The following is a 26,697-nucleotide window of genomic DNA, read 5'->3' as shown; positions in this document are numbered from 1 at the left end:
GCCTCGATGTTCAAGCCGATCGAGGCGCGCGACCAGAAAATACTGGCGCGTGATGCTCTTGGTGATCTGCTGCTCGAGGAAGAGCGGGCGGGGCGCACGGATATCATACAAGCGATCCAGCGTCTCAGCGTCCGGATGGGCGAAGAGGCGACTGAGCAATTTCTGATGGCCTGTGCCGCCAAAGCCGATGCGATGGAGAATCTGTCGCCCGGCGTATTGCCATTCGTCCGGGGATTGCTGGGACTGCCGATTGAAGGCGATGCAACATCGTGGCTGGCTGAGCGCTGCACCGACGAAGCGATTGATCTCCGCTCGATAAAATTATTGCGCGATGCGATGGCGGAATCGGGTGGCAAGAAAGAGCAGGAACGCCAGCTGGCGATCCGTTTATGGCTGACGCTCAAACCGGAAGAGCGCGCTGCCGCATTGCCCGATGTCCATCTCGCCTGGGCCACCAAGACAACCGGAGCGCCGCCCAAGCCGACCAAAGGCTTGCTGAATGCCTTGCCGGATTATGACTTTATCACCGGATCGCTGCTGGAATGGAGCAATAGCCTTCTCGAAAAAGCGGTCCTGTTCGAATATGCAGACCTTTTTGCAGGCGCGCTGGATGCGGGCCGCGCCTTTTATCATCGCTATGCGGCGGCGAAGAAACTGCACGGTGTAGTCGATTTTGACGACATGATCCGGATGACAGCCCGGCTGCTGCAAAAAAGCGATATGGCGGCATGGATCCGCTACAAGCTGGACCAGCGAACCGATCATATATTGATCGATGAAGCGCAGGATACCAACCTTGCCCAATGGGATATCGTCGGCGCGCTGGCGGGCGAGTTTTTTTCCGGTCTGGGGGCTGATCCTGAACGGCACCGGACCTTGTTCACGGTTGGCGACTTCAAACAGGCAATCTTCGGTTTTCAGGGTACCAGCCCGCACAATTATGCCAATGCGAGAGCCGAATTTTTTGCTCTGGCACAGGCGTCGGAACAGCCGTTCGGAGACCTGTCGCTGGACCGCAGTTTCCGTTCGACACCGCCCATTCTGGATGTTGTAGACGCAACGCTGGAGCAGCTCAGTCACGAACAATTGGGACTGGCCGAACGGATACCCCAGCATCGCAGCAATTATCTCGACGCCAGCGGCAGCGTGACGCTGTGGAAGCCGATTGCCAATGGTAGCGATGCAGATGCCGAGGATGAGGAATCCTGGGCCAGCGAAGAAAAGCGGGTATTCGCCCAGCAACTTGCGGTGCAGATCAAGCAGTGGCTTTCACCGGAAAATCCACTTTGGCTGGACCGGGAAAACCGGCCGCTGGAACCGAATGATATATTGATACTGGTAAGCAAGCGCGATGAGCTAAGCGCGCTCATCGTCGCCCGCCTGTTCGCCGAAAAAGTTCCAGTGGCCGGTATCGATCGTATCCGCCTGAACCAGCCACTGGTGGTGCAGGATCTGCTGGCCGCTATCCGCTTTGTCCTGCAGCCCAATGACGACCTCAATCTCGCCAGCCTGCTGGTGTCGCCGCTGCTGGGCTGGTCGCAGGATGAACTGCTTGCCCGCGGCTATCGCGGCAAGGATCATGCGGACAAAAGCCTGTGGGAGTTTTTGCGCAGACAGGACGGGCTGGGCGAACAGATCAAGCCGCTGATGCAATTGCTGGCGATGGCAGATTACAACACGCCTTATCAGTTTCTGGAAACGATATTGTCCGGCCCAATGCAGGGCAGGCGCAAATTGCTGGCGCGTCTCAGCCACGCAGCCGTGGATCCGCTTGACGAACTGCTGGCGACGGCGCTGGCCTTTGAGCGGGACCATATCCCAACCTTGCAAGGGTTTCTCGACTGGTTTGACAGGGGCGATGTCGAAATCAAACGCGAGCAGGTAGAGGGCGGCAATGAAGTGCGTCTGATGACGGTGCATGGCGCAAAGGGATTGCAGGCACCCCTGGTGATATTGGCCAATGCGACTTTCGATCCCGCGAGCAAGAAAAGTGGTGGCTTTGCTATCAAACTGGGCGAGGGAACCGGCCTGGAACTCGAATATCCGGTTGTGCCGGTGCGCAAACCGGAGCGTGTCGGCATTTTGGCCGAACATGCCGCCGATGCCGACAAAGTGGCGATGGAGGAACATTGGCGGCTCTTATATGTCGCGATGACCCGGGCGGAAGAACATCTCGTGGTCGCTGGCGTTCTGGGGCCGAGGGCTCGCGGAGAAGTGCCGGAACTGAGCTGGTTTGGCGCGATTGAACGCGGTCTTATTGCTTTGGGTCGTGATTGGCGCGATGACCCGCTCTGGCTTGCGGTTCGGGAATATCGAATCGAAAACCCGAACCAGCCTGCCGAGCCGTCCACCATCGACAAGGGACGGGCTCAGGGTGAAGAACTGCCATCGCAGCCGGACTGGCTAATCCAGCCGGCACCCGAAGAATCACGGCCGCCGCGGCCGTTGACACCCTCGAACCTTGGTCCCGACGATGTCAGCAATCCACCACCGGATCAGATAATGCGCGATGCAGCCGAGCGCGGTATATTGCTGCATAGCCTGTTCCAGAGATTGCCGAATATTGCACCGGAGCGTCGCGTTGACGTCGCCGACCGGTGGCTCGCCAATCAAAAGCAGATAGCGGATCCGGCCAGTCGCAAGGAGATTGTCGAAACGGTACTTGCGGTATTGGAAAACCCGCAATGGTCTGCCTTGTTTGCCCCGGAAGGGCTCGCTGAAGCCCCGATTGCTGCGGTTGTCGGCGAGCATGTCATATCGGGTACAGTGGACCGGTTGCTGATCACCGATGATCAAATCTATGTCGTCGATTTCAAAACCGGCCGTCGGGTTCCCGACCAAGCAGAGCAAGCGCCTGTCGCCTATCTGCGTCAGATGGCCGCCTATGTCGCCGCACTGGAAAAAATATTTCCCGGGCGCCCGATAAGGGCAGGTCTTCTCTATTCGCACGGCCCGCAAATGCTGGAGCTTTCCGCCAGTCTCATCGGACGGAACAAGCCGGGCTTTGAAGCAACATGAAAATCCTTTCCGGCAATGCGCTTGAGCAAAGACCGCACCATCCCTAAATAGAGTTTAAACAATTGGAGATTCACTATGGCTACCAAGGCAATTACCGATGCAAGCTTCGAAGGCGACGTCCTGAAAGCAGACGGTCCCGTTCTGGTTGATTTCTGGGCAGAATGGTGTGGCCCTTGCAAAATGATCGGCCCCGCGCTGGAAGAGATCAGCGACGAGATGGGCGGGCAGGTCACGATTGCCAAGCTTAACATCGACGACAGTCCGGATGCGCCTGCAAAATATGGCGTGCGCGGTATTCCGACCATGATCCTGTTTAACAACGGCGTTCCGGTCGAAACCAAGGTTGGAGCGGCTCCGAAAAGCCAGCTCAAGGCATGGCTGGAACAGTCGCTTCCCGCCTAAGAACTGAAAATATCCCCAAGCTGCTTGGCGGCCTCGTCCCAGAGCATCGGTGACGAGGCGCCGAGCAGTCCCTTTTTACGGTCCGAAGGACGATATGGCAAACCGTCCCAGCGCGCGCATTTCCCGCCGGCTTCGTTGAGAAACAATATCCCAGCCGCATGATCCCAGGGCAGGGTGCGTTCGAACACCGAAACATGATTGGTGCCTGACACCAGCCGCGGATATTGCTCGGCGGCGCAGCGCGGGATGTCGACAATATCGTAAAGCCGCTGCGCTGCTCCGATCAGCTTTTCTCGCTGGTCAGCTGTCATGAATCCAGTAGCCAGGGCCGCCACCGGCCGCCCGGGATGGTGATCTGGTACCGTGATTTCCTCGCCATTGATAAAGGCTCCCGCGTCCTTGACCGCATGGCAGATGCGTCCGGTGATCGGATCGTAAAGCCAGCCCGCCACGGTTTCATTCTGCTCGGCCAGCGCAATGATGATCCCGAACGGCGGCTTTCCGGCAGCATAGTTACCGGTACCGTCGATCGGATCGATGATCCATACATGACCATCAGCCAATTGATCCAGAACCGCCGGGTCTGCGGCAAAAGCTTCCTCGCCAACGATTTTCGCATCCGGCATCACTAGGGCGAGCGCCTCGGCAATATATTCCTCGCTAAGCTTGTCGGCGACGGTCACCAGATCGCCCGGTGTCTTCTCTTTGATCTGGTCTGACTGCAGATTTTGGTAATAAGGCATCACTATATCACGCGACGCTTTTTCCATGATCTTCAGAACGGACTGATAGTGCCGATGCAAAGACTTAGCTCCGATAATCGGCGTTGATATCGATATATCCGTGGGTCAGGTCACAGGTCCAGACCATCGCTTTGCCGGCCCCAAGACCGATATCGACGGCAATATCGATCTCGCTGCCCTGAAGGTGCGCCGCTACGGGTGCTTCATCATAATCCGGTACAACCAAGCCATCGCGCGCCACGGTCACGCCACCGAAGCTGATCGCAAGCCTGTCTCGATCCGCCGGCTCGCCCGCCTTGCCGACGGCCATGACGACACGGCCCCAATTGGCGTCTTCACCGGCAATTGCGGTTTTGACTAGCGGAGAATTGGCGATCGACAGGGCGATGCGTTTCGCGCTGTCGTCATTCTCCGCCCCGGTCACTGCAATCTCGATAAACTTGCTCGCCCCTTCGCCGTCGCGCACCACCAGATGCGCCATTTGCAGGCACAGGTCACTGAGCGCGGCTTGAAAGGCATCGGCGCCATCATCATCGAACGACGCCAGGGCAGGGGCAGGGCTCTGTCCTGTTGCAAAAGCGAGCACCGTGTCGCTGGTCGATGTGTCGCTGTCTACGGTGATGCAGTTAAAGCTTTTACCGGTCGCCGCGCTCAGCATTTCCTGCAGAAAGCCCGCTCCGACCGTCGCATCGGTAAAAATATAGCCCAGCATCGTCGCCATATCCGGGGCGATCATCCCCGAGCCTTTGACAATCCCGTTGAGATGGACCGTCTGACCTCCGACGATAGCGCTGGTGGTCGCCATTTTGGGGAAAGTGTCGGTTGTCATGATCGTCGCGGCGGCTGCTTCCCAGTCGCAAGGTGCAGCTTCGAACACTGCCTTAAGGCCTGCCTCGGCCTTGTCTTGCGGCAGAGGCACACCAATTACCCCGGTCGAAGAAACAAATATTTCTTTCTCCGAACACCCAAGATGGGCAGATGCCAGCGACAAAATCTTCTGCACCGCGGCCATCCCGCGGGCGCCGGTAAAGGCGTTGGCGTTGCCGGCATTGACCACCAGACCGCGCGCCTTGCCCTGAACCAGCGCTTCGCGGCACCATTCGACTTCCGGGGAAGGACATTTGCTGTTGGTGAGCACACCGGCAGCTGACGTTCCCGCTGCCAGTTCGACAAAGGTCAGATCGCAGCGGTCCCAATCTTTATAACGTGCACGGGCAATGCGGCAGCTAACGCCCGCAATTTCGGGTAATGCGGGAGATTGGCTTGGCGCCAGGGGCGAAAGTTTGTCCGACACTTGACTTGCCTTTATCCAATGTTTTGATAGAACGCGCTCATATTGACGGGTGCCTTGTCCATGAACGCATATATTGCAAGTTTTATGTTGCTGCTATTCAACGCTGTCGGCCTTGCCGTGCCCGCGTCTGCAGCGGCCGAAGAGCGCATGATGCCCGAATTGGGAAGCGCCGCCAACCTTTCCGAAGCTGCGGTTGCTGATCTGTGCTCTGCCGTCGAACAGGCAGGCTTGCGATCAACGGATCATCAACCCTGTGGAATAGCTGAAGTGTCGGTTTCCCGGTCACCAGTATTGGATAAAACAGCCAGCAATGATCAAGTTTGGGCCGTCGTCGCGACGCGCTCTGAAGCCGGCAACAAGCTGGAACATGAAGAAGGCGCGCCCTAGCGCCATTCTCGGTCTTGGCGGCATTGAACGGCAAGAGATTCTCCCTAAATCCATCCTGTTTCTGGCTTTCATCAGCCAGCAAAATCTATAAATATCGGAAAATATCATGCTCGGCGGATTAGCCAAATCTATCTTCGGTTCAGCCAATGACCGTTACGTAAAATCGATGCAAAAGGTTGTCGACGCGGTCAACGCGTTCGAACCGGAAATCGAACCGCTTTCGGACGAGGAACTCGCAGCCAAAACTCCTTATTTCAAGCAACGTGTAGCCGACGGTGAATCGCTGGATGACATATTGCCGGAAGCCTTCGCGGTGGTGCGGGAAGCGGCCAAGCGGACATTGGGCCAACGCCATTATGATGTGCAGTTGATCGGCGGCATCGTCCTCCATCGCGGTGAAATTGCCGAAATGCGGACCGGTGAAGGCAAGACCCTTGTCGCGACGCTGGCTTGTTATCTAAATGCCATCGGCGGCAAGGGCGTCCACGTCGTCACCGTCAACGATTATCTCGCCCGCCGCGATGCGGAATGGATGAGCCAGGTCTATAATTTCCTTGGTCTGGAAGTCGGCGTAATCGTTCCGAATCTGGGCGAGGAAAAGCGCCGGGCCGCCTATGCCGCGGATATCACTTACGGCACCAATAATGAATTCGGTTTTGACTATCTGCGCGACAATATGAAGCACGAGCGCGCCCAGATGGTCCAGCGGCCGTTTAACTTCGCGATTGTCGATGAAGTTGACTCGATCCTGATCGACGAAGCGCGGACGCCCCTGATCATTTCGGGACCGACCGACGACAAGTCCGATCTTTATCTGTCGGTCAATGCCGTTGTTCAGGATCTCACCGACGAGGATTACGAAAAAGACGAAAAATCGCGGAATCTTTCGCTGACCGAGGAAGGTACCGAGAAGGCCGAGCGGCTGCTCGAAACTGCGGGTCTTCTGACCGGCAGCAATCTTTATGACTATGAGAATACCCAGGTCGTCCATCACCTGAACCAGGCTTTGATGGCCAATGTCATGCGCAAGCGCGATACCGACTATATCGTCAAGGACGACAAGATCATCATCATCGACGAATTTACCGGCCGGATGATGGAAGGACGGCGCTGGTCGAACGGTCTCCACCAGGCGGTCGAGGCCAAGGAAGGCGTCCAGATCGAGCCCGAAAACCAGACCATGGCGTCAATCACCTTCCAGAATTTTTTCCGCATGTATCCGAAACTGTCCGGCATGACCGGCACCGCGGAAACCGAAGCGGCGGAATTCTTTGAAATCTACAAGATGAATGTCGTCACCATCCCGACCAATCAGCCGGTGCTGCGGATTGACGAGAATGACGAGTTTTACAAGAATACGCTCGATAAATTTGCCGCAATCGCAAAAACCGTCAAGGAACATAGCGAAAAGGGCCAGCCGGTTCTGGTCGGAACCGTTTCGATCGAAAAATCCGAACTGCTCTCGGACTTCCTGAACAAGGAAGAGGTGGCGCATAATGTCCTCAACGCCCGCTTTCACGAACAGGAAGCCCATATCGTGGCTCAGGCCGGCTCGCCAGGCGCGGTGACGATTGCGACCAACATGGCCGGTCGCGGGACCGACATCCAGTTGGGCGGCAATGTCGATTTCAGAATCGAAGACGAGCTTGGCGAGATGGAAGCCGGTCCGGAAAAGGACAAGGCGATCGCCAAAATCAAGGAAGAAGTGGGCGTGCTGCGCGCAACTGTGCGGGAAGCGGGCGGTTTGTTCGTGCTTGGCACCGAACGTCACGAAAGCCGCCGGATCGACAACCAGCTGCGCGGCCGTTCGGGGCGGCAAGGCGATCCGGGACTGAGCCGCTTCTACCTTTGTCTTGAAGACGATTTGCTGCGCATTTTTGGTACCGAAACCATGTTCGCCAAGATGATGAACAAAAATCTCGAGGATGGTGAAGCGATCGGCGGAAAATGGTTGTCCAAGGCGATTGAAACAGCGCAGAAAAAGGTCGAAGCACGTAACTATGAGGCGCGCAAACAGGTCGTCGAATATGATGACGTGATGAACGACCAGCGCAAGGTGATCTATGAACAGCGCGCTGAAATCATGGATGCCGATACGGTCGGTGATGTGGTGGAAGACATGCGACATGAAACGGTCAATGCCATCGTCGCCGATACTTGCCCGCCCGGCACCTATCCCGAGCAGTGGGACATTGAAGGTCTGAAAGCCCGCGTCGAAGAAGTGCTCAATCTCCGGCCTGATTTGGCGAGCTGGATGCAAGAGGATGCGGTTGAACCGGAAATTATCGAAACCCGCATTTCCGAAATGGCAGATGCCGAATTCGAAGCAAAAATGGCGCAGGTCGAAGGCGAAAATCCCGGCGTCTGGGCGCAAATCGAGAAATCGATCCTGCTCGAACTGCTCGATCATCACTGGAAAGAGCATCTTGCCACTCTGGATGCCCTGCGTCAGGTGGTTTTCCTGCGCGCCTATGCCCAGAAAAAACCGCTCGACGAATATAAGCAGGAAGCCTTTGGCCTGTTCGAGCGGATGCTGGAAATCATCCGCGAAGGCGTGACCAAGACGATAGCGGTCAGTCAGTTCCACCGTCAGGATGAACTGCAAATACCGGAACTGCCGGAACTGCCAGACTTCCTGACCACCCATATCGATCCGCTGACCGGGGAAGACAATAGCAATGACATCGATGGTGGCACGCGGGGAACGGTTTCCACATCCTTGCCGCCGCGCCAATCCGGCCAGTTGAACAATCCGCAGGACGATTTCGATGGCAGCAAGGTCAGCCGCAATGCGCCATGTCCTTGTGGTTCGGGCCGCAAATACAAACATTGTCACGGAAAATTTTGATCTGAAGCTCGTGCGACGGGGCGGATATTGAGATGGCTTTCGGCATAGCCGGGCTGGCTGTCCTGTTCGCTCTTACCGCTGCGCTTTATGCCAGCGTCGGATTTGGCGGCGGGTCCACCTATATTGCCCTGCTGGCGCTGGCTGACCTCGACTATCGGGTGCTGCCGATCATTGCGTTGTTGTGCAACATTATCGTCGTCACTGGCGGGGCTGTCCGGTTTCAGGCGCGCGGCCTGATCGACTGGCAAAAAATCTGGCCGATCCTTATCCTGTCGGTCCCGGCGGCTTGGCTGGGCGGACGGATGGTCATTGCGCAGGACAATTTCATGATTCTGCTTGGACTTTCCCTGGCAGCAGCCGGAATCTTGCTGATCATGGAACCGTTTATCAAGCGGGCAGGGAGCGAATCCGGATTCGGGCAATGGACCAGCCACCAGTTGTTTGCGCCCGCCATCGGCACCGCTATCGGCTTCCTGTCAGGCATGGTCGGAATCGGCGGCGGCATTTTTCTCGCCCCGATTCTGTTGCTCACGCGCTGGGCCGACAGCCGCCGGATTGCGGCAACCGCGAGCGTGTTCATTCTGGTCAACTCGATCGCCGGTGTGGGCGGGCAGTTGATGAAATCGGGCTTGAGCATCGGCGGAGAGGCGGTTCTTGCCTATTGGCCCCTGTTTCTGGGTGTATTGCTGGGCGGGCAGATCGGTAGTTTTCTGGCCAGCAAGGCATTGCCCGAATTATGGATCAGGCGTCTGACCGCCTTGTTGATACTCTATGTAGCGGTGCGGTTATTGTGGGTTTGAGGTGGTGGAATTGGTGCACTGTCACCGTATTTTCACCGTAGTTCCCATGCATTACAGCGATGCATCCTGAAAATATTCGATATTTGATTGCTGGCAACTCAGCGCAATTCGGTATCACGAACCTGTGATGATAGCACCGATTGGACAAACCGCAGGCCGCGAGATATTCTAGCCATATGACGAATCCGAATAACGATATGGCGCTGGTAAAGCGGCGGAAGTCGGACGGCGACACAGCGGTCGAAAAAACACTCGCCGAATTCGTCTATGAAAAGCGACGCTGCCAGGCTGGCAATATGTTCGCAAACGAACGGGCCGACCGCATCGTGCAGCCTGTGAATATCATCGAAAGGAACTGGATATGCGAAGCAATCTCGCAATAGCCTTTGCCGCAATTCTGGCGCTGGCTGTCTCATCGGCCGCCGCGGCGCAGAATGTTGAAAACACAAGCTCATATGAATGGGTGATGTCGCAGGAAGTCCCTGTAACCGATGGCGATATTACGGATCGACCGTATCGGGTTGTAGGCCAATTGACCAAGAAAGTAAGACGTTTGACGATCTTTTCAAAGCATTCATCGCCGCAAAAAGTTTACCGGGAATTATGGGAAAAAGCCCGCAATAAATATAAAGCCGATGCGGTCATCTTCGCGGATTTTGGCCAAGCAGGCAGGATTCAGCGCGAGGCTCGCGGCACCGCGATCCGCTTCCTCAAGGGAGAGGAACTGATCGCCTGGCGTGCCCGGAATTCCGATTGATACGACTTTACGAAATGATGGCGAATGACGGACAAGGCTAACCAAACATCCGCGAAATCCTTCCTTTCCTACAGCCTCCCCCTTCTGATAGACCATGACTCATCATGCTCTATCTCGCGCCCGCCACCACATTTTCGGGCCCCTGCGCGCCTTCTCTGTCCGAAAGAAGACCGGGGGTAATGTGACCTGTAAAAAGCCCGCACCCGCCGGCACAGCTTGTTCTGTATTAGGGGGTGTGACCCTGTGTGACCCAAAGCAAATCGCTCGTACAAATTGCACTTTATAACCGTGTAAGGATTGTAAAGTTCATCAGGAAAAAGGAGATTTATCTGAACAGAGATTCTTGCGCTAGGCATGGGAACGCGTTTGGCTGACCCGCTAGAGCTAACGGAACAGCCAATTGTTCGGAAAAAAGCGGAGGAAAATGGCTCCCCGAGTTGGATTCGAACCAACGGCCATTCGATTAACAGTCGAATGCTCTACCACTGAGCTATCGGGGAACAGGCTCGATTTTTGACCGAGCATTTCATGGTGAAGCGCGCCTATAGCAACGGGATTTGAACCCCGCAAGCCATCAAACGACAAATTGTTCCATGGCGATGCGATCATCGAGCGCGTGCTCCGGATCGAACAACATGGTCAGCGGCTGGCTGCGGTCAATTGCCACTTTGACACAGCGGACATCGCGGACTTCCTGTTGATCGCCGACCGCACTGACCGGCCTTTTTTCGGGGTTGAGCACGCGGATGCTGATTTCCATCTTGTCCGGCAGGATTGCGCCTTTCCAGCGCCTTGGTCGAAACGGGCTGATCGGCGTCAGCGCGAGGAGATTGCAGGTCAGCGGCAGGATCGGGCCGTTGGCGGAGAGATTATAGGCGGTGGAACCGGCGGGTGTGGCAATCAGCACGCCGTCGCAAACCAGTTCCTCCATCATGACCCGGCCGTTAATCTCGATCTCGAGCTTCGCCGTCTGCCGGGTTTCGCGCAACAGCGACACTTCGTTGATCGCGGGCAGGGTGAATTTGGCGCCAGAAATGGTTTCTACTTCCATTTTCAGCGGTTTGACCTTGAAAGCCCGGGCCTTGGAAAGGCGCTCGCTCAGGTCTTCCAGATGCCAGTTGTTCATCAGAAAACCGACTGTGCCCAGGTTCATGCCATATACCGGCATGATGTTCCGGCGATTGAGCATCTGGTGGAGGGTTTGCAACATGAAACCGTCGCCACCCAGAACAACTGCCTTGTCGGCCTCTTCAACCGGGACCCAGTTGATCAATGGTTGCAGTTTTTCAGCAGCTTCCTGCGCTGGCTGGGTAGGCGACACGATCAGTGCCCATTTTTTTTCGCTCATCCGCCCGTGACGTTCATATGACGCTCCAATATTTTTGCGGACCCCTCCAGCTGGGCATTGAAATCATGTCGCAGCGGTTTGAGCTTTAAGGCCTGTTGGAGCAGCTGGTCAACGCTAGCGATACCGTCTTTGCGGATCGCGGCGCGCAGGTCGACATGGGCGCTGTGACCAAGGCACATGAAGATCTTGCCGTCGGTAGTGAGGCGGAGCCGGTTACAGTCGTCGCAGAAATTATGGCTGAGCGGGGTAATCATGCCCAGTCTGAGGCCAAGCGGTTCGACCGAAACATAGCGCGCCGGACCGGCGCTGCTATGTGAAAGCGAGGAGAGAGTGTATAAATCACGCAATGGAGCAAGAAAGTCTTCGGCAGAAATATGAGCCAGTTTGCGATCCGCACCAACGTCTCCCAGTGGCATGGCCTCGATAATCGTCAGATCATGGCCATTGTCGGCGCAATATTCGGCCATCGGTACAAGATCGGCTTCGTTGAAATCGCGAAGCGCGACCATATTGATTTTGACCTGGATACCGGCTGCGCTTGCCGCCCTTATGCCATCGAGAACGATGTTCACATCGGCGCCGCGCGTGATCTCGGCAAAGCGAGCGGGGTCGAGCGTATCCATGCTGACATTGATTCGCCGCATCCCATGAACAGCAAGATGTTCGGCATAGTCGCTCAGCAGCGAGCCATTCGTGGTGAGCGTCAATTCCTCCAGTTCGCCGGAGGCCACTTTCCTGCCAAGCCGCTGGATGACATCTTTCATATCCCGCCTGACCAGCGGTTCGCCACCCGTCAGCCGGATCTTGCGAATACCGTGTCCGATGAATCGTTCCGCGATCAGGGTGATTTCTTCCAGAGTCAGCAGCTCGGAACGGGGCATGAAAGTCATCTTCTCCGACATGCAATATTGGCAGCGGAAATTGCATCGGTCGGTGACCGAAATCCGCAGATAGTCAATTTTGCGTCCGAAACCGTCTTGCATAGGGCCCCTCTTGTTGAATCGATGGTCTAGAGCTAGCGTTTTCCCTATGAGCAAGCAACGCCCTATAAAGGTTTTGCTGCTACGGAAAAGGATAGCCGGTCGCATGAAAAGTGACGTTCCGGTGCCCCGTTTGAAGGAGTTTTGAAGTCAGCGAAGCATCCAACTTGACTGCGCAACCGGTCGAATTCAGGAATCTGTTTCTGCTTTCGTTCCACGAGCGCGACCCTCTGGCCACCGAAATTGCGTCTTTTGGTTGGCGCGTTCATTCTGCACGCAGACTGGATAATCTGAGCGCCCGGTTTTTCTCGGCTAGCGCGATGATAGCGGTGATCGATGTCCGTAGAGCGGAAAACGACGGATTAAGGGCGATAGCCGAACTTTCAAAAACCGCGACCGAAGGCGGAATTGCCATATTGGCATTGGTTGACAGCAGTCAAAAACCGCAAATTGCCGCCCAATGCTTTGATAAAGGCGCAACCCATTATCTGGATTTTGCTGCTGCCGGCGCGGATATCGCCCAGTCGATCAAATATGCCTATCGCTATGTCGAAAATTTCCGGGGAGGAGCCGAACGCACAAGCCACGAACAGTCAATGTTGACCAGCGCGGATTTGCAATGGTCGATGACATTGGGTTTGGACAACGAATATTGGGTCAGCGATAGCCTGCGCGCGGCGGCAAGCGAGATTGATTTCGGGCAATATCCCGCGACCGGAATCTACCGCGAGCTGTCGAGCGAAGAACGCAAGCGGGTCCGAGGCGCCATGGGACGTCTGCGCGACGGAGCGAGGCAGGCAGCGGTTCCGCACCGGTTGGTTGGTCGTCCGGTTATCCATCATTTACATGAAACAGGTGGCCGGATTTTTGGCCGAATCGAGTATCTCGCGAATAACGAAGAGGTCGACGACTGGACCGGACGGGATCTTTTGTCGGGATTGAGAAATTCCGTAGCCGCTCGTGCGTGGGTCAGGCAGAAGCTGGAGGCTGGTAACCAGTTGACGCTGATAGCGATCGGCTTCAAAAATTTCCGCATGATCAATGCCGCTTTTGGACGAAACGCTGGTGATCAGCTGTTGCGAATTGTCGGACACAGGCTGATGGATCAAACCCAGCGGCTATATCCGGGTCCGCACCTGGTTGCGCGCCTGGATGGTCAGAATTTCCTGGTTGCGTTAGCCGACATCGAGAATAGCGGAATCTCGGGCCTCGCAAAAAACCTGTTCGACAGCGTTTTCTCTGATCTGCAATTGGAGGGACGGCCGATCCACCTTGTCGCCAGAGCAGGAGTGGCGATCTCAGATGCGGATTCGAGCGAAAAAACATTGATCAGAAAAGCCGTTCTGGCGCTTGCAGAAGCGACCGCTGCGCAAGCCTTGCCGATCAAATTCAGCACAGTTTCCGAGGCCGATGTGCATCTGGAAGAAGTGCTGGAAGATCAATTGGCCGGCGCGATGGGACGCGGAGAAATCGTCATTGCGTTTCAACCGCAGTTAAGAGTCGCTACCGGACAACTGACAGGCGCCGAGGCGTTGGCGCGGTGGGAGCATCCCGAATATGGGCTGTTGGGTGCTTCAACCTTGTTTGCTGTCGCCGAACGCGCCGGGGTGATGGAATCCCTTTCAACGCAAATCCATAAACAGGCTTTGACTCTGGCTGCCAACTGGCCGGAAAGTCTCGGTTTCCTGAGCCTCTCGATCAATGTGACAGCAGGGGATTTGGCTGCAGCGAGCTTTGACAGGGATATGCTCGAACAGGTCGAGAAGGCGGGTTTTGAAGCGAGCCGCCTGACTCTGGAAATCACGGAATCCGAATTGATCGGTAATTTGTCAGCATCGGCAGACAAATTGCGACGCTTGCGGACGGCCGGTGTTCAAATCGCGATCGACGATTTCGGTACCGGCTACAGCAGCTTGTCCTATCTCAAGCAATTGCCGGTCGACTATCTGAAGATCGACAGCGGGTTGACCAATGACATCAGCGGTTCGCCAAAAGACCAAGTGGTCGTGCGGTCGATAATCGAAATGGCGCACAGTCTGCATCTCGGTGTGATAGCCGAAGGCGTTGAAACCGAATCCCAGCTCGATATCTTGACGGAACAGGGTTGTGAATTTTTCCAGGGCTTCTTGCGTTCCGGCCCGCTCTCGCCAGATGAGTTCGAGGCCTTCGCCTTGCGCAGCAACTAGGCAGTAACGCGTTGCGCCAGTTTCGACAAGCCGGTGGTTAATTGTGTCAGGCCATGTAGGCGGGACTTCGGATCGCGCCACTTGCGTTCGATGAATAGCTTATGGTCAGGCCGGATTTTGGCGGTTCCCTTGAGCCGTTCGACATAATCGAGCAGGCCCGGGACGTTGGGAAAGCGGTCTTGGTGAAAGCTGACCAACGCACCGCGTGGCCCCATCTCGATTTTGGTGATCTGTGCATTCACGCAATTCATCTTGATATGCATAAGCTTCAGCAGATTGTCGGTCTGGACCGGCAGATCGCCGAAACGGTCGATCATCTCGGCAGCAAAGGATTCAATTTCGGGAAGCGTTTTGAGGCCGTTCATCCGGCGATAGAGCCCCATGCGGAGTGACAGGTCGGGCACATAGGCCTCTGGTATTAGGATCGGGGCATCGACCGTGATCTGGGGTGAGAAGCTGTCGGTTGCGGCCTGGAGGCCAGAGCCCTTCGCTTTCGCCTCCAGAATCGCGTCTTCGAGCATCGATTGATAAAGCTCGAAGCCGACTTCTTTGATATGGCCCGATTGTTCGTCTCCCAATAGATTGCCGGCACCCCGAATATCGAGGTCATGGCTGGCCAGTTCAAACCCGGCGCCAAGGCTGTCGAGGTCGCCGAGGATTTTTAGCCGCTTCTCTGCCTTTTCCGTAATGATCCGGTCTTTTGGCGTTACCATGTATGCATAAGCGCGTGTCTTGGAACGCCCGACACGACCTCTGAGTTGGTATAGCTGGGCCAGGCCGAAGCGATCGGCGCGATGAATGATCAGTGTGTTGGCACTGGGGATATCCAGGCCACTTTCGACAATTGTTGTCGCGAGCAGCACATCGTAATTTCGGTCGTAAAAGGCGGACATCCGCTCTTCCACGGTCGCCGGAGCCATTTGCCCGTGGGCAACAACATAGGTAAGTTCGGGGGCATGTTTCTTGAGAAAATCCTCGATATCGGGGAGGTCGGCGATACGGGGGACGACAATGAATGACTGGCCGCCGCGATAATGCTCACGCAGCAAAGCCTCGCGCAAAGGGATCGGGTCCCATGGCATGACGTAGGTGCGTACTGCAAGCCGGTCTACCGGAGGTGTCTGGATGACGGATAACTCACGCATGCCGGTCATCGCCATCTGTAGTGTACGCGGGATCGGCGTGGCGGTGAGCGTCAGCACATGGACATCGGATTTCATTGCCTTGAGGCGTTCCTTGTGGGTCACACCAAAACGCTGTTCTTCGTCGATAATGATCAGGCCGAGCCGTTGAAAATCGATCGACTTGGCGAGTAGGGCGTGGGTACCGATCACGATATCGACTTCGCCGCTGGTCAGGCCTTCCTTGGTTTTCTTGGCCTCTGCAGCCGGAACAAGCCGGGAAAGCCGACCGATTTTTACCGGGAAAGGCCGAAAACGCTCTTCGAAATTGTTGAAATGCTGACGGGCGAGGAGGGTAGTGGGCGCGATTATCGCTACCTGCATCCCGGCCATGGCAGCCGCAAAGGCGGCGCGCATAGCAACTTCGGTTTTACCAAAGCCAACATCACCACAGACAAGGCGGTCCATCGCCTTGCCCGAGGCCATATCGGCGAGCACTTCCTCGATCGCCTGCTGCTGATCATCGGTTTCCTGATAGGGAAAGCGATCCACGAAACCGGCCATTTCGCTAGCCTCGACACGAGCCGGTGTTGCAGGTTGCAACGCCCGCGCCGCTGCGGTTCTGAGCAACTCATGCGCGATCGCCCGGATGCGTTCCTTGAGCTTTGATTTGCGACGTTGCCAGGCTTCGCCGCCGAGCCGGTCGAGTATAACGCTATCACCGCCTTCTCCATAGCGACTGAGCACATCGATATTCTCGACCGGAACGTAAAGCTTGTCACCACCGGCATATTTCAGATGGACGCAATCATGCGGGCTTTCGCCAACCGGAATTGAAACAATGCCCTCATACAAGCCAATGCCATGCTCGAGATGGACGACCAGATCGCCCTGACTGAGCGCGGATAGCTCTTCGATAAAGGCATCGCTGCTCTTGCGCCGCTTGGATTTGCGGACCAGGCGGTCTCCGAAAATATCCTGCTCGGTGAGCAGCGACAGGCCCTCTTTGCGAAATCCGGAGGACAGGGGCAATATCGTCAGGGCCACCGAAGCACCGGTTGCAAGGCAGGATTGCCAGTCGTCACAAATCACCGGCGCCTTGACGTCATGGTCTTTGAGCAGGTCCAGGATACGAGCGCGCGATCCTTTGCTATAGCTCGCGATAATCGCGGTGGTTCCGGATTTCGTCAGATTTTTGAGATGGGCGCCCAAGGCCTGATAGATATTCTCGTTGCGCGCCCGCTCCGGTGCAAAATCGCGGGGCGACGAAGCTGACATGGAAACGACGGCTTCAGATTCCGGTTCGTCAAATTCGCTGAGTATATGGACCGGCGCATCCTGCTCTAGGGATCGCCATTCTTCCTGCGTCAGATAAAGCATCTCTGGGGGTAGCGGGCGGTAACTCGACAGGTTGGCCTTGTCGGCTTCAATACGGTTCTTGTGATAGTCCGCAATAGCTGCAAATTGCGATTCTGCTGCGGCGGAACCGGCGGCATCTTGCAAAATGATGCAGTCATCGCCGATATAATCGAAAATAGTCGCCAGTCTCTCTTCGAGAAGCGGCAGCCAATGCTCCATCCCGGCTAATCGGCGCCCTTCCGAGATCGATTGATACAGCGCATCGCCGGTTGAGACCGCTCCAAATAAATCACGATAACGGGTGCGAAAGCGGGTAATGCTGTCGGGATCCAGCAGAAACTCTGACACCGGAAGCAGATCGAGCGCGTCAACATTGCCAACGGTGCGCTGGTCTGCGGGGTCGAACTGCCGCAAGGTTTCAATCTCATCGCCAAACAGGTCGATCCGGATCGGCATTTCGGTGCCTGGCGGGAACAGATCGATCAGGCCGCCGCGGGCGGCAAACTCGCCGCTATCGGCCACGGTGTCGACCCGGACAAAGCCGTTGGCGTATAGGAAAGAGATCAGCTTTTCCTGTTCGACAATCGTGCCGGGCGCGAGATGGGTGACAAATTCCTTGATCCGCGATGGAGTCAGCACCCTCTGGGTTACGGCGTTGACCGTCGTGACTACTAGTTGGGCCTGCGAGTTGGGGAGGGCCAGCTTGGCCAAGGCAGCGAGCCTGTCGGAGGTGGTGTGAAGTGCCGGGGATGCGCGGTCATAGGGCAGGCAGTCCCAAGCCGGAAATTCAATGATCTCAAGACCGGGTTCAAAAAAACGGGCTGCTTCGGCTACCGCACTCATCGCTGCATCGTCAGTGGCGACGAACATTGTGCGCTGTCCGGACTTAACCGCAGTTTCTGAAAGAAAAAGAGGGCGATAGCCAACCGGCACGCCAGCTAGCGTCATGCCTTTTTCAGAGGATGATATTTTATCTAGATAAGACATTCAAAATGGCTTTTGGAAATGGGACAAGGATATTATTTCGTCGCGTCAATATAATCGAGTTGCTGCATAGCTGCCATTTGCGGCCCGCCGAAAGCTTCGGGCACGGGCAGCGTTCCTATCGCCCAGGCCATGACGTCCACATCATCTTCAACGAGCAAATTCTCGAACCAGTCCATCTCTTGTTCCGTCCAGTCCTGACTGTATCGGTCAAAAAACCCGCCGATCAGGAAATCGGCTTCGCGGGTTCCGCGGTGCCACGCGCGAAATTGCAGCCGTTTCAGCCTTGTTTCGCGGTCCATAATTGCTGCTCCAACTTGGCTGGCATAATGCGCCAGCGAGGGTATAAAGGCGGATAGACATGCGGCCCGAGATACTCAATCCATTATTTGGTGAAACCCAGTCGCTCAAGGGCATCGGCAAAGTGCTGGCCAAGCCGCTCGAGAAATTGCGACTGACGCGCATCAAGGACTTGCTCTACCATCGGCCGAGCTACTGGATGCACCGGAAACGGGTCGACGAGTTGGACGAAACAGATGTTGGCGAGACTATCATCATCGAGGTGACACCGGTTGACTATCGCACCGGCGGTCCGCGCAGTCCCTTGCGAGTCCACGCTACGGATAAGGCTGGTAATTATATCAGCCTGACCTTTTTCGGGCGGAACCCTGGCTGGCCAAAAAAATTATTACCGCTCGGCGAGCCAAAAATCATTTCCGGCAAGCTCGAGCGTTATGGCGACGAGCTGCAGATCGTCCATCCCGACCAGGTGCTCGAACCAGCACAGGCCCAGAGCATAGCACTGCTGGAACCGGTTTATCCGTTGTCCGACGGGCTTGGTAATGCGAGGATGAGGCAATTGGTTGAACAGGCACTCGCACTCGCTCCACAACTGGTGGAATGGGTGGAGCCAAGCCAGCTAACTGCCAAGGGGTGGAAAAACTGGCGGGACAGTATCGTCGCGCTCCACAGCGTGGAAAGCGAGGATGCGACCGACCGGCTTGCCTATGACGAGGTTTTTGCCAATCAGTTGGCCTTCATGCTGGTCCGTGCGAGCAATCGCAGCAAGAAAGGTCTCCCGATTCAAGGTGACGGAAGGCTTCGCGAGAAGTTGCAGCTGCCTTTTGAACTGACCAATGCCCAAAAACGCTGCATTTCCGAGATTGAAGGTGATCTTGCGCAAAACGCTCCGATGCTGAGATTGCTGCAGGGCGATGTCGGTTCCGGCAAGACACTGGTGGCGTTGATGGCGCTGCTATCGGCTGTGGAGGCGGGATATCAGGGAGCCTTTCTGGCACCAACGGAAATTCTGGCGCGTCAGCATTATGAAAGCCTGCAGAAATTACTGACCGGCCTCCCGGTCAATCTCGCGATATTGACCGGGCGTGACAAGGGCAAGGTTCGTGAAGCGACGCTGATGGGATTGATGGATGGTTCGATCAACATCCTGATCGGTACACACGCAATTTTTCAGGAGCAGGTCCGATACAAGAATCTCGCTGTGGCTGTCATTGACGAACAGCATAAGTTCGGTGTGTCTCAGCGTCTGCTGCTAACGCAGAAGGCCGAAAGAACACCACATTTGCTGGCTATGACTGCCACGCCGATACCACGCACCCTGACTCTAAGCCAATATGGAGAAATGGATGTCTCTCGCATCGATGAACTCCCTCCAGGCCGGCAGGTAATTGATACCAGCGTGGTTTCCGAAGCACGCATACCAGACGTGGTTGAAGGCCTTGCGCGCCACATTGCAGCCGGCGGTCAGGCTTACTGGGTATGTCCGCTGGTCGAAGAAAGTGAAAAAAGCGATCTCGCTGCGGCGGAAGAACGGGCCGCAGGCTTAAAAACCAGATTTGGTGACCATGTCGGTTTGGTGCACGGCCGAATGAAAGGGCCCGAAAAGGATATGGTGATGGGCCGCTTTCTGCGGAATGAAATCAAGGTTCTGGTGGCTACCACGGTCATCGAGGTCGGTGTGGATGTTCCCAACGCCAGCTTGATGATTATCGAGGCTGCAGATCGCTTCGGTCTCGCGCAATTGCACCAACTGCGCGGCCGCGTAGGTCGCGGGAGCATCAAATCGAATTGCCTGTTGATTCGCGGCGATACGTTGAGCGAAACGGCCCGCGCTCGACTTACGTTGATGCGCGAGACGAATGACGGATTTCGGATAGCGGAAGAAGATTTGCGTTTGCGCGGGGCAGGGGAATTATTGGGTACCAGGCAATCGGGGGACGCAGGCTTTCGTGTAGCCACGCCAGCGCAGGTCAATGATCTGATTGGCCCGGCGACAGATGATGCCCGGCTGCTGCTCGACCGCGATGGTGGTTTGGACAGCAATCGGGGACAGGCGGCGCGGATAGCGCTTTATCTGTTTGAAAGGGATTGGGGCGTTAGCCTGCTGAGGAGCGGCTAGGGCTAAAGGTTGTTAATCTGGTCGAGCATAGCGACGAAATCCGGTTCCCGGATAACCCGCTCAAATTCAAAACCGCAGCGGCCCTGATGCGACCAGACGAGATAGGCTTCAATCCGCCCGGCGACTGGCAAGCGAACAACAACTCTGTCGCCTTTCTCCATATCTAGCACATCGCCCAGCATGATGCCGTGGGCTGAAATATTGGTGATCCGTATCTGGACTTCCTGATGAGGATGAAATTCGCAAATTGTTTCAAAATCGACTGGAAAACGCGTCGCACGGCGCGGATCGGGTGATGACTGATTATGTACGCTGGTCATGTCGTGCGAGCTCCAAATAGGCTTGAACGTCACAATAACCGATGATTAAGAATAAAAGGTAAATGCTGGTAAACTGGATCCGGAAGCGCTGGATTCAGGGTTTTCTTAACAGGCCATGTTTCTTTTTTCCGGCTGAAATTTTTACGTCCTTGTTCCCGACAGAAATTATATATCCAGCATCTTTGATTTGTGCATCATCCACACGCGCCCCGCCGCCAGCAACGAGCCTTTTTGCTTCCCCTTTGGAAGCACAGAAACTGATCCCAACCAAGGCATCCAGAATGGATATCTCTTTTGATTCAACAGTGTAGGTGGGTAAATCACCCCCGGAACCGCCTTGTTCGAACACCTGCTGAGCGGTCTCCGCAGCTTCCCTTGCCGCCTGTTCACCATGCGCCAGCAGAGTGGCAGCATCAGCGAGGATTTTCTTGGCTTCGTTGATATCGGATCCCTGCATTGACTCCATGCGGGCAATTTCATCCAGATCCAGATCAGTAAACAGGCGCATGAACTTGCCAACATCCCGGTCATCGGTGTTTCGCCAAAACTGCCAATAATCGTATGGGCTTAGCCGATCGGCATTGAGCCAGATCGCGCCGTCCACAGATTTGCCCATTTTCGAACCGTCAGATTTCGTTATCAACGGAGTTGTAATGCCGAACAGGTCCACGCCGTCGATGCGGCGACCAAGCTCGATGCCATTGACAATATTGCCCCATTGATCAGAGCCGCCGAGCTCGAGTTTGCAGCCATATTTGCGCGACAGTTCCATGAAATCATAGGCCTGCAAGATCATATAGTTGAACTCGAGGAAGGTCAGTGGCTGTTCGCGATCCAACCGCATTTTGACCGAGTCAAAAGTCAACATCCGGTTAATCGTGAAATGGCGGCCCACTTCCTGCAGAAACGGGATATATTCCAGCTTGTCCAGCCAGTCAGCATTGTTGACAAGCACGGCGTCGGTCGGACCGTCGCCGAATGTTAGAAATCGCTCAAAACAGGTGCGGATAGACGCTATATTTGACTCAATCCGGTCATTATCGAGTAATTTCCGAATCTCATCCTTTCCCGACGGATCGCCAACCTTGGTCGTGCCGCCGCCCATCAGAACAATCGGCTTGTGTCCGGCCTGTTGCAAGCGGCGCAGCAGCATGATCGATACCAGATTGCCGACGTGCAGCGAATCGGCTGTCGCATCAAATCCGATATAGCCGGGGATGATGCTCTTCATGGCAAGAGAGTCCAACGCCTTGGCGTCGGTCATTTGGTGGATATAGCCACGATCGTTCAGCAAACGCAGCAGATCAGATTGATATTCGCTCATGGAAGGGGTCGTTACAGCCTTGTTCCGCCCGGTGCAATTGCCGGTGTCTCAATGCGCAAAAGATTGGCTAATAATCGCGAACAAATATATGCTGTTTGTCTCCTAGTCCCATATTGTGGTTGGCAGCGGCGCGGGATAAGTGAACCAACTCGTGCGGATGCTGGCCTCAGGTTTGACTTCTGAAGTTTTTAAGGATTGCGATGCCGCTCAAACTTTCCTGCCATCCTTATTTTTCTGCCGATGCAGTCAGAACAATCAATGTGAGTGCTGATTGTCTGCCGTCTGGGCGATTGCTATTGCGTTATAATCTTCTCGGTGCGGTTGACCAATTGAAACTGCCGGAACCATCTCTACCGGAACGTATAGATAGTCTCTGGCAAAAAACCTGTTTCGAAGCCTTTATTGCCGTGCCGGACGCTCCCGGATACCTTGAGTTGAACCTCTCTCCGTCCACGCAATGGGCTGTCTATGCCTTTGAAGGCTATCGTATGGGAAAGAGCAATCCCGAGGTGGTGAGCGCGCCTCGGATCGAAGTATCAACCACCGCCGGCAATTTCGAACTTGTGGCAACGGCAGATCTTAGCGGGTTGACGGCTATGGAAGCCGCCAGTCTGGAAATTGCTCTGGCCGCCGTGATCGAGGAAAGAAATGGCCGAAAATCGTATTGGGCTTTAAACCATCCTTTGGGAAATCCGGATTTTCACGATAGGGATTGCTTTACCCATAAATTGGAAACCATGGATTCGCGATGAAATTTGGAATTGATCGGCTGGTAGAAGACGCCGAATTGAGACGACCCTTGTTGGGCAAGCGGGTGGCGCTGCTCGCGCATCCCGCCTCTGTCACTAGTGGTTTGGTCCATAGCCTCGATGCCTTGTCGGCAATTGACGGGATCAACGTTACGGCGGCTTTTGGTCCGCAACATGGTTTGCGAGGCGATAAGCAGGACAATATGATCGAATCACCGGACTATAATGATCCGGTTCACGACATTCCGGTGTTCAGTCTCTATGGCGAGGTCCGCCGACCGACGGGCCAGTCCATGGGAACATTCGATGTCGTCCTGATTGATCTTCAGGATCTCGGCTGTCGAATCTATACGTTCATTACCACCCTGCGCTATATGCTGGAAGCAGCCGCCGAGCACGGCAAGGCGGTGTGGGTGCTGGACAGGCCCAATCCGGCGGGCAGACCCATTGAGGGCACACTCCTAGAAGTAGGGTGGGAAAGTTTTGTCGGGGCAGGGCCGATGCCCATGCGGCACGGACTGACCATGGGGGAAATGGGACACTGGATGATCAGCCAATTCAACCTCGATGTCGATTACAAGGTCGTCGAAATGCAGGGTTGGCAACCAGAAGGACCCGGACATGGCTGGCCGACAGGCCGTATCTGGATCAATCCCAGTCCCAACGCCCCGAATGTAAACATGGCGCGGGCTTATGCGGGAACGGTAATGCTCGAAGGGACCACGCTTTCCGAAGGGCGCGGAACCACCCGGCCATTGGAGCTTTTTGGCGCTCCGGATATAGACGCGCGGGCAGTGATTGCGGAAATGCGGCAAATGGCCCCGCAATGGCTGGAGGGATGCGCGCTCCGCGAGATCTGGTTCGAACCGACATTTCACAAACATCAGGCCAAATTATGTAACGGCGTCCAGATTCACGCCGAAGGCCCGGTTTATGATCACCAGTCTTTCCGGCCATGGCGACTGCAGGCGCTGGCGTTGAAAGCCATTGGAAAACTCTATCCGGGATATGATCTGTGGCGGGACTTCCCTTATGAATATGAGGAAGGCAGACTGGCTTTCGATGTGATCAACGGAGGACCGTTCTTGCGCGAATGGATCGAGAATCCGTCGTCAACCGCCAAAGACCTGGAAGCCATTGCTGTACCGGACGAACGGGCATGGGGCGAGGCGCTGGGAGATTTTCTTCTTTATTAAATATGCTGCACTGCAACATAATTATTGCTTTTGGTCGGAATTCTGATAATTTGCGGCCATGTTACCAAGCAAAGAATTTTTCGAAGGCGTTGCACTGAAAAAATGTGTGGCCGCGACCTATAACAACACGACTTTCAAGCTGGCGCCGCATATTCTCTATACGCGGCATGACGAGATGTACGTCGATGCCGTGCCGCTGGAGAAAGACGGCCAGCCGCCGAAGGAGATCAAGCTTGGAACGTTCAAGCTTTCCGGTTTGAAAGATGTTCGCGTGGAAGACCTGCATTTCGAAAAGTCCGAAATCTTTGAACCGGCGGCCGAGAAATATGACGGCACAACCTTGTTAGCGGTTGAAGGCTGACGCCTAACCCTGTTTGCGGGTCAGTTCTTTCATGGCATCGCTCAGGCCATCGACCGTGAGCGGATACATCCGGTCGTTCATCAACTCGCGGATGATCTTGACGCTTTGCGAATAGCCCCATTGTTTTTCCGGCACGGGATTTAACCAGGCCGCAGCGGGATAGGTATTGGTCAACCGGTGCATCCAGGTTACCCCGGCCTCTTCATTGAAATGTTCGACCGAACCGCCTGGATGGGTAATCTCATAAGGACTCATCGACGCATCACCGACAAATATCAGCTTATAGTCATGGCCATATTTGTGAAGGATATCCCACGTATTGGTACGTTCTGAAAAGCGCCGGCGATTGTCTTTCCAAACGCCTTCATAGGGGCAGTTGTGGAAATAGAAAAATTCCAGATTTTTGAATTCGCCGGTAGCCGCGCTGAACAGTTCTTCGCAAAGCTTGATGAAGGGATCCATCGACCCGCCGACATCAAGGAAAAGCAGCAGTTTCACGGCATTATGCCGTTCGGCGCGCATATGGATATCGAGCCAGCCCTTTTTGGCCGTGCCGTCGATGGTCCGGTTGATGTCCAGCTCGTCCTGTGCGCCTTCGCGGGCGAATTTACGCAGTCGGCGAAGCGCGACCTTGATATTGCGCGTTCCCAGCAACTTGGTGTTGTCGAGATTTTGAAACTCGCGCTTGTCCCACACCTTGATTGCTTTTTTCTGACCGCCTTCGCCACCAATCCGCACACCTGCGGGATTATAGCCCGAATTGCCATAAGGTGAAGTGCCGCCCGTGCCGACCCACTTGCTGCCGCCTTCATGGCGCTTTTCTTGCTCTTCGAGACGCTCTTTCAGCGTCTCCATAATTTCTTCCCAGCTGCCGAGAGACTTGATCTTTTCCATCTCCTCTTCGGACAGATATTTTTCAGCGACCGCTTTCAGCCAGCCGAGCGGAATTTCTTCTTCCTGCAAGCCGTAATTGGTTTCGATGCCCTTGAACACCTTCGAGAACACCTGATCAAAGCGGTCCAGCAGGCCTTCGTCTTTCACGAACGTCGCACGGGAGAGATAGTAAAACTCTTCCGGACTGCGACGGATAACATCCTTGTCGAGCGCTTCGAGCAGCACGAGATGTTCCTTGAGCGAAGCAGAAATTCCGGCCGCCCGGAGTTCGTCCATGAAGTTAAAGAACATCGTGTTTCACTCGCCTTCTTGGATAAGTATATTAGAAAAATGAAATTCCCCGGTCGAGCAACCGAAGCTGATCATGTCTATCGTAAATGGTAACGGGATCGATTTCTGTACTCCTTCAATCCTAGCAGAAAGGACCTTTTCTTCTAAATCTATCTGGAAAGAAACAGTCGATTTATCCGAGGCATCCGCAACATATTCTTCGTCTGGAAGATTGGGATCAGTGCTTCTGGCCAAGACCACCAAAGGCCCATCCTCCGTTACTTGCAGAATTTGAAATCCGACCGATTCTTTCGGTTCAACAGCAGAATGAAAATATATGTTTGCAGCAGGTCGATACTCGCCGTCTCGTTGAAGTACGAATTCAACATTGGCGGTAATGGACTTAAATTCTTTACTCAGATCGTGCTTGAACTCTGTATAATGGTCCGACGCAGAACTGCAGATAAAACTGGCAGCGGTTGCGGGCGCGGAACTATTGCCGAGCAGCAATAAAGCTATAACTCGCCAAAAAAATAAGTTCACCGCGCTTCCCGTTTTGCCATGAATGCCAGTCGTTCGAACAGCATGACATCCTGCTCGTTCTTGAGCAGCGCGCCGTGCAGCGGCGGGATTGCTTTGCTCGAGTCTTTCGATTGCAGCACTTCTAACGGCATGTCCTCGTTGAGAATCAGTTTCAGCCAGTCGAGCAATTCGCTGGTGCTCGGCTTTTTCTTGAGTCCGGGAACGTCCCTGACGTCGTAGAAAATGTCCATCGCCTTTTTGACCAAAATGCCCTGAATATCAGGAAAGTGGACGTTGATGATTTCCTGCATCGTCTGGCGATCCGGGAATTTGATATAGTGGAAGAAGCAGCGGCGCAGGAAGGCGTCGGGAAGCTCCTTCTCGTTGTTGGACGTGATGATCACGATCGGCCGTT

The 26,697-nt window shown here is 55.1% G+C and carries 23 protein-coding genes and 1 tRNA gene; 12 read left to right on the top strand and 12 right to left on the bottom strand.

Translation table 11 applies throughout. The features are described 5' to 3' along the window. Together WBM93_RS14810 and trxA are read left to right on the top strand one after the other, a co-directional pair. The coding region (locus tag WBM93_RS14810) for a UvrD-helicase domain-containing protein (RefSeq protein WP_424432632.1) at positions 1-3,018 on the top strand (3,018 nt) is incomplete at its 5' end. A 75-nt stretch (positions 3,019-3,093) separates the two neighbouring features. Then, positions 3,094-3,420: a thioredoxin TrxA gene (gene trxA / locus WBM93_RS14805; protein ID WP_424432631.1), complete on the top strand. Its 327-nt coding sequence runs from the start codon at positions 3,094-3,096 to the stop codon at positions 3,418-3,420. Here trxA and WBM93_RS14800 read toward each other — a convergent pair. Continuing rightward, positions 3,417-4,190, bottom strand: a complete 774-nt coding sequence (locus tag WBM93_RS14800) for an inositol monophosphatase family protein (RefSeq protein WP_424432633.1) — start codon at positions 4,188-4,190, stop codon at positions 3,417-3,419. The two genes, trxA and WBM93_RS14800, sit on opposite strands and share 4 nt — an antisense overlap. Positions 4,191-4,227: 37 nt before the next feature. Then, entirely contained in the window at positions 4,228-5,457 is a 1,230-nt protein-coding gene (gene argJ, locus WBM93_RS14795) for a bifunctional glutamate N-acetyltransferase/amino-acid acetyltransferase ArgJ (protein ID WP_424432630.1), read from the bottom strand. Between the two features lie 60 nt (positions 5,458-5,517). Between argJ and WBM93_RS14790 the strand changes: the two genes are divergently transcribed. From WBM93_RS14790 to WBM93_RS14770, 5 genes are all read left to right on the top strand, one after another. After that, complete coding sequence (locus WBM93_RS14790) at positions 5,518-5,844, top strand: hypothetical protein (RefSeq protein ID WP_424432629.1); 327 nt, start codon at positions 5,518-5,520, stop codon at positions 5,842-5,844. 106 nt (positions 5,845-5,950) lie between these two features. Next, the gene (gene secA, locus WBM93_RS14785; protein ID WP_424432628.1) at positions 5,951-8,692 is read left to right on the top strand and encodes a preprotein translocase subunit SecA; all 2,742 of its coding nucleotides are present in this window, start codon (positions 5,951-5,953) and stop codon (positions 8,690-8,692) included. A 32-nt stretch (positions 8,693-8,724) separates the two neighbouring features. Then, complete coding sequence (locus WBM93_RS14780; protein WP_424432627.1) at positions 8,725-9,492, top strand: sulfite exporter TauE/SafE family protein; 768 nt, start codon at positions 8,725-8,727, stop codon at positions 9,490-9,492. A 176-nt stretch (positions 9,493-9,668) separates the two neighbouring features. Further along, positions 9,669-9,875, top strand: a complete 207-nt coding sequence (locus WBM93_RS14775) for a hypothetical protein (RefSeq protein WP_424432626.1) — start codon at positions 9,669-9,671, stop codon at positions 9,873-9,875. Continuing rightward, positions 9,854-10,249 (top strand): hypothetical protein, encoded by a 396-nt coding sequence (locus WBM93_RS14770; RefSeq protein ID WP_424432625.1) that lies wholly within the window; start codon positions 9,854-9,856, stop codon positions 10,247-10,249. Before WBM93_RS14775 ends, WBM93_RS14770 begins: the two co-directional genes overlap by 22 nt. A 425-nt stretch (positions 10,250-10,674) precedes the next feature. On the opposite strand, the gene WBM93_RS14765 is transcribed toward WBM93_RS14770, so the two are convergent. The 3 genes from WBM93_RS14765 to moaA all read right to left on the bottom strand — a co-directional run bounded on the left by WBM93_RS14765 (position 10,675) and on the right by moaA (position 12,580). Next, positions 10,675-10,749: transfer RNA gene (locus tag WBM93_RS14765), tRNA-Asn, on the bottom strand. Positions 10,750-10,823: 74 nt separating this feature from the next. Beyond that, positions 10,824-11,597: an NAD kinase gene (locus WBM93_RS14760; protein WP_424432624.1), complete on the bottom strand. Its 774-nt coding sequence runs from the start codon at positions 11,595-11,597 to the stop codon at positions 10,824-10,826. After that, on the bottom strand, positions 11,594-12,580 hold the full coding sequence (gene moaA, locus WBM93_RS14755) for a GTP 3',8-cyclase MoaA (RefSeq protein WP_424432623.1): 987 nt from the start codon (positions 12,578-12,580) through the stop codon (positions 11,594-11,596). The genes WBM93_RS14760 and moaA overlap by 4 nt, the downstream gene beginning before the upstream one ends. Positions 12,581-12,744: 164 nt before the next feature. Between moaA and WBM93_RS14750 the strand changes: the two genes are divergently transcribed. Further along, positions 12,745-14,763, top strand: a complete 2,019-nt coding sequence (locus WBM93_RS14750) for a putative bifunctional diguanylate cyclase/phosphodiesterase (RefSeq protein ID WP_424432622.1) — start codon at positions 12,745-12,747, stop codon at positions 14,761-14,763. Here WBM93_RS14750 and mfd read toward each other — a convergent pair. Both mfd and WBM93_RS14740 read right to left on the bottom strand, forming a co-directional pair. Further along, on the bottom strand, positions 14,760-18,230 hold the full coding sequence (mfd, locus tag WBM93_RS14745; protein ID WP_424432621.1) for a transcription-repair coupling factor: 3,471 nt from the start codon (positions 18,228-18,230) through the stop codon (positions 14,760-14,762). The two genes, WBM93_RS14750 and mfd, sit on opposite strands and share 4 nt — an antisense overlap. A gap of 32 nt (positions 18,231-18,262) precedes the next feature. After that, positions 18,263-18,529: a succinate dehydrogenase assembly factor 2 gene (locus tag WBM93_RS14740; protein ID WP_424432620.1), complete on the bottom strand. Its 267-nt coding sequence runs from the start codon at positions 18,527-18,529 to the stop codon at positions 18,263-18,265. A gap of 59 nt (positions 18,530-18,588) precedes the next feature. Here WBM93_RS14740 and recG point away from each other — a divergent pair, with 59 nt between their 5' ends. Continuing rightward, positions 18,589-20,646 (top strand): ATP-dependent DNA helicase RecG, encoded by a 2,058-nt coding sequence (gene recG, locus WBM93_RS14735; protein WP_424432619.1) that lies wholly within the window; start codon positions 18,589-18,591, stop codon positions 20,644-20,646. A 2-nt stretch (positions 20,647-20,648) separates the two neighbouring features. Here recG and WBM93_RS14730 read toward each other — a convergent pair whose 3' ends face one another. Continuing rightward, a complete protein-coding gene (locus tag WBM93_RS14730) occupies positions 20,649-20,966 on the bottom strand; it encodes a PilZ domain-containing protein (RefSeq protein WP_424432618.1) in 318 nt (105 codons plus the stop codon). Between the two features lie 94 nt (positions 20,967-21,060). Then, positions 21,061-22,290, bottom strand: coding sequence for a tyrosine--tRNA ligase (tyrS, locus tag WBM93_RS14725; protein WP_424432617.1), 1,230 nt, complete (start codon positions 22,288-22,290; stop codon positions 21,061-21,063). 200 nt (positions 22,291-22,490) lie between these two features. Between tyrS and WBM93_RS14720 the strand changes: the two genes are divergently transcribed. Genes WBM93_RS14720 through WBM93_RS14710 form a run of 3 tightly spaced genes read left to right on the top strand, consistent with a single transcriptional unit; the run spans position 22,491 to position 24,596 of the window. After that, a complete protein-coding gene (locus WBM93_RS14720; protein ID WP_424432616.1) occupies positions 22,491-23,042 on the top strand; it encodes a DOMON-like domain-containing protein in 552 nt (183 codons plus the stop codon). Continuing rightward, the gene (locus tag WBM93_RS14715) at positions 23,039-24,235 is read left to right on the top strand and encodes an exo-beta-N-acetylmuramidase NamZ family protein (RefSeq protein WP_424432615.1); all 1,197 of its coding nucleotides are present in this window, start codon (positions 23,039-23,041) and stop codon (positions 24,233-24,235) included. The genes WBM93_RS14720 and WBM93_RS14715 overlap by 4 nt, the downstream gene beginning before the upstream one ends. A gap of 58 nt (positions 24,236-24,293) precedes the next feature. Then, positions 24,294-24,596: a hypothetical protein gene (locus WBM93_RS14710; RefSeq protein ID WP_424432614.1), complete on the top strand. Its 303-nt coding sequence runs from the start codon at positions 24,294-24,296 to the stop codon at positions 24,594-24,596. Positions 24,597-24,599: 3 nt separating this feature from the next. On the opposite strand, the gene WBM93_RS14705 is transcribed toward WBM93_RS14710, so the two are convergent. The 3 genes from WBM93_RS14705 to WBM93_RS14695 form a co-directional block, all read right to left on the bottom strand. Then, positions 24,600-25,781 carry a vWA domain-containing protein gene (locus tag WBM93_RS14705; RefSeq protein WP_424432613.1) on the bottom strand — a complete coding sequence of 394 codons (1,182 nt, stop codon included), beginning with the start codon at positions 25,779-25,781 and terminating at the stop codon, positions 24,600-24,602. 6 nt (positions 25,782-25,787) lie between these two features. Then, entirely contained in the window at positions 25,788-26,303 is a 516-nt protein-coding gene (locus WBM93_RS14700; RefSeq protein WP_424432612.1) for a hypothetical protein, read from the bottom strand. Beyond that, positions 26,300-26,697: AAA family ATPase (locus WBM93_RS14695; protein ID WP_424432611.1), on the bottom strand; the 398-nt coding region annotated here is incomplete at its 5' end. The genes WBM93_RS14700 and WBM93_RS14695, both read right to left, overlap by 4 nt.

Source organism: Parasphingorhabdus sp. (assembly GCF_049667325.1).
Lineage (GTDB): Bacteria > Pseudomonadota > Alphaproteobacteria > Sphingomonadales > Sphingomonadaceae > Parasphingorhabdus.
This window is presented reverse-complemented; position numbering and strand designations above follow the sequence as displayed.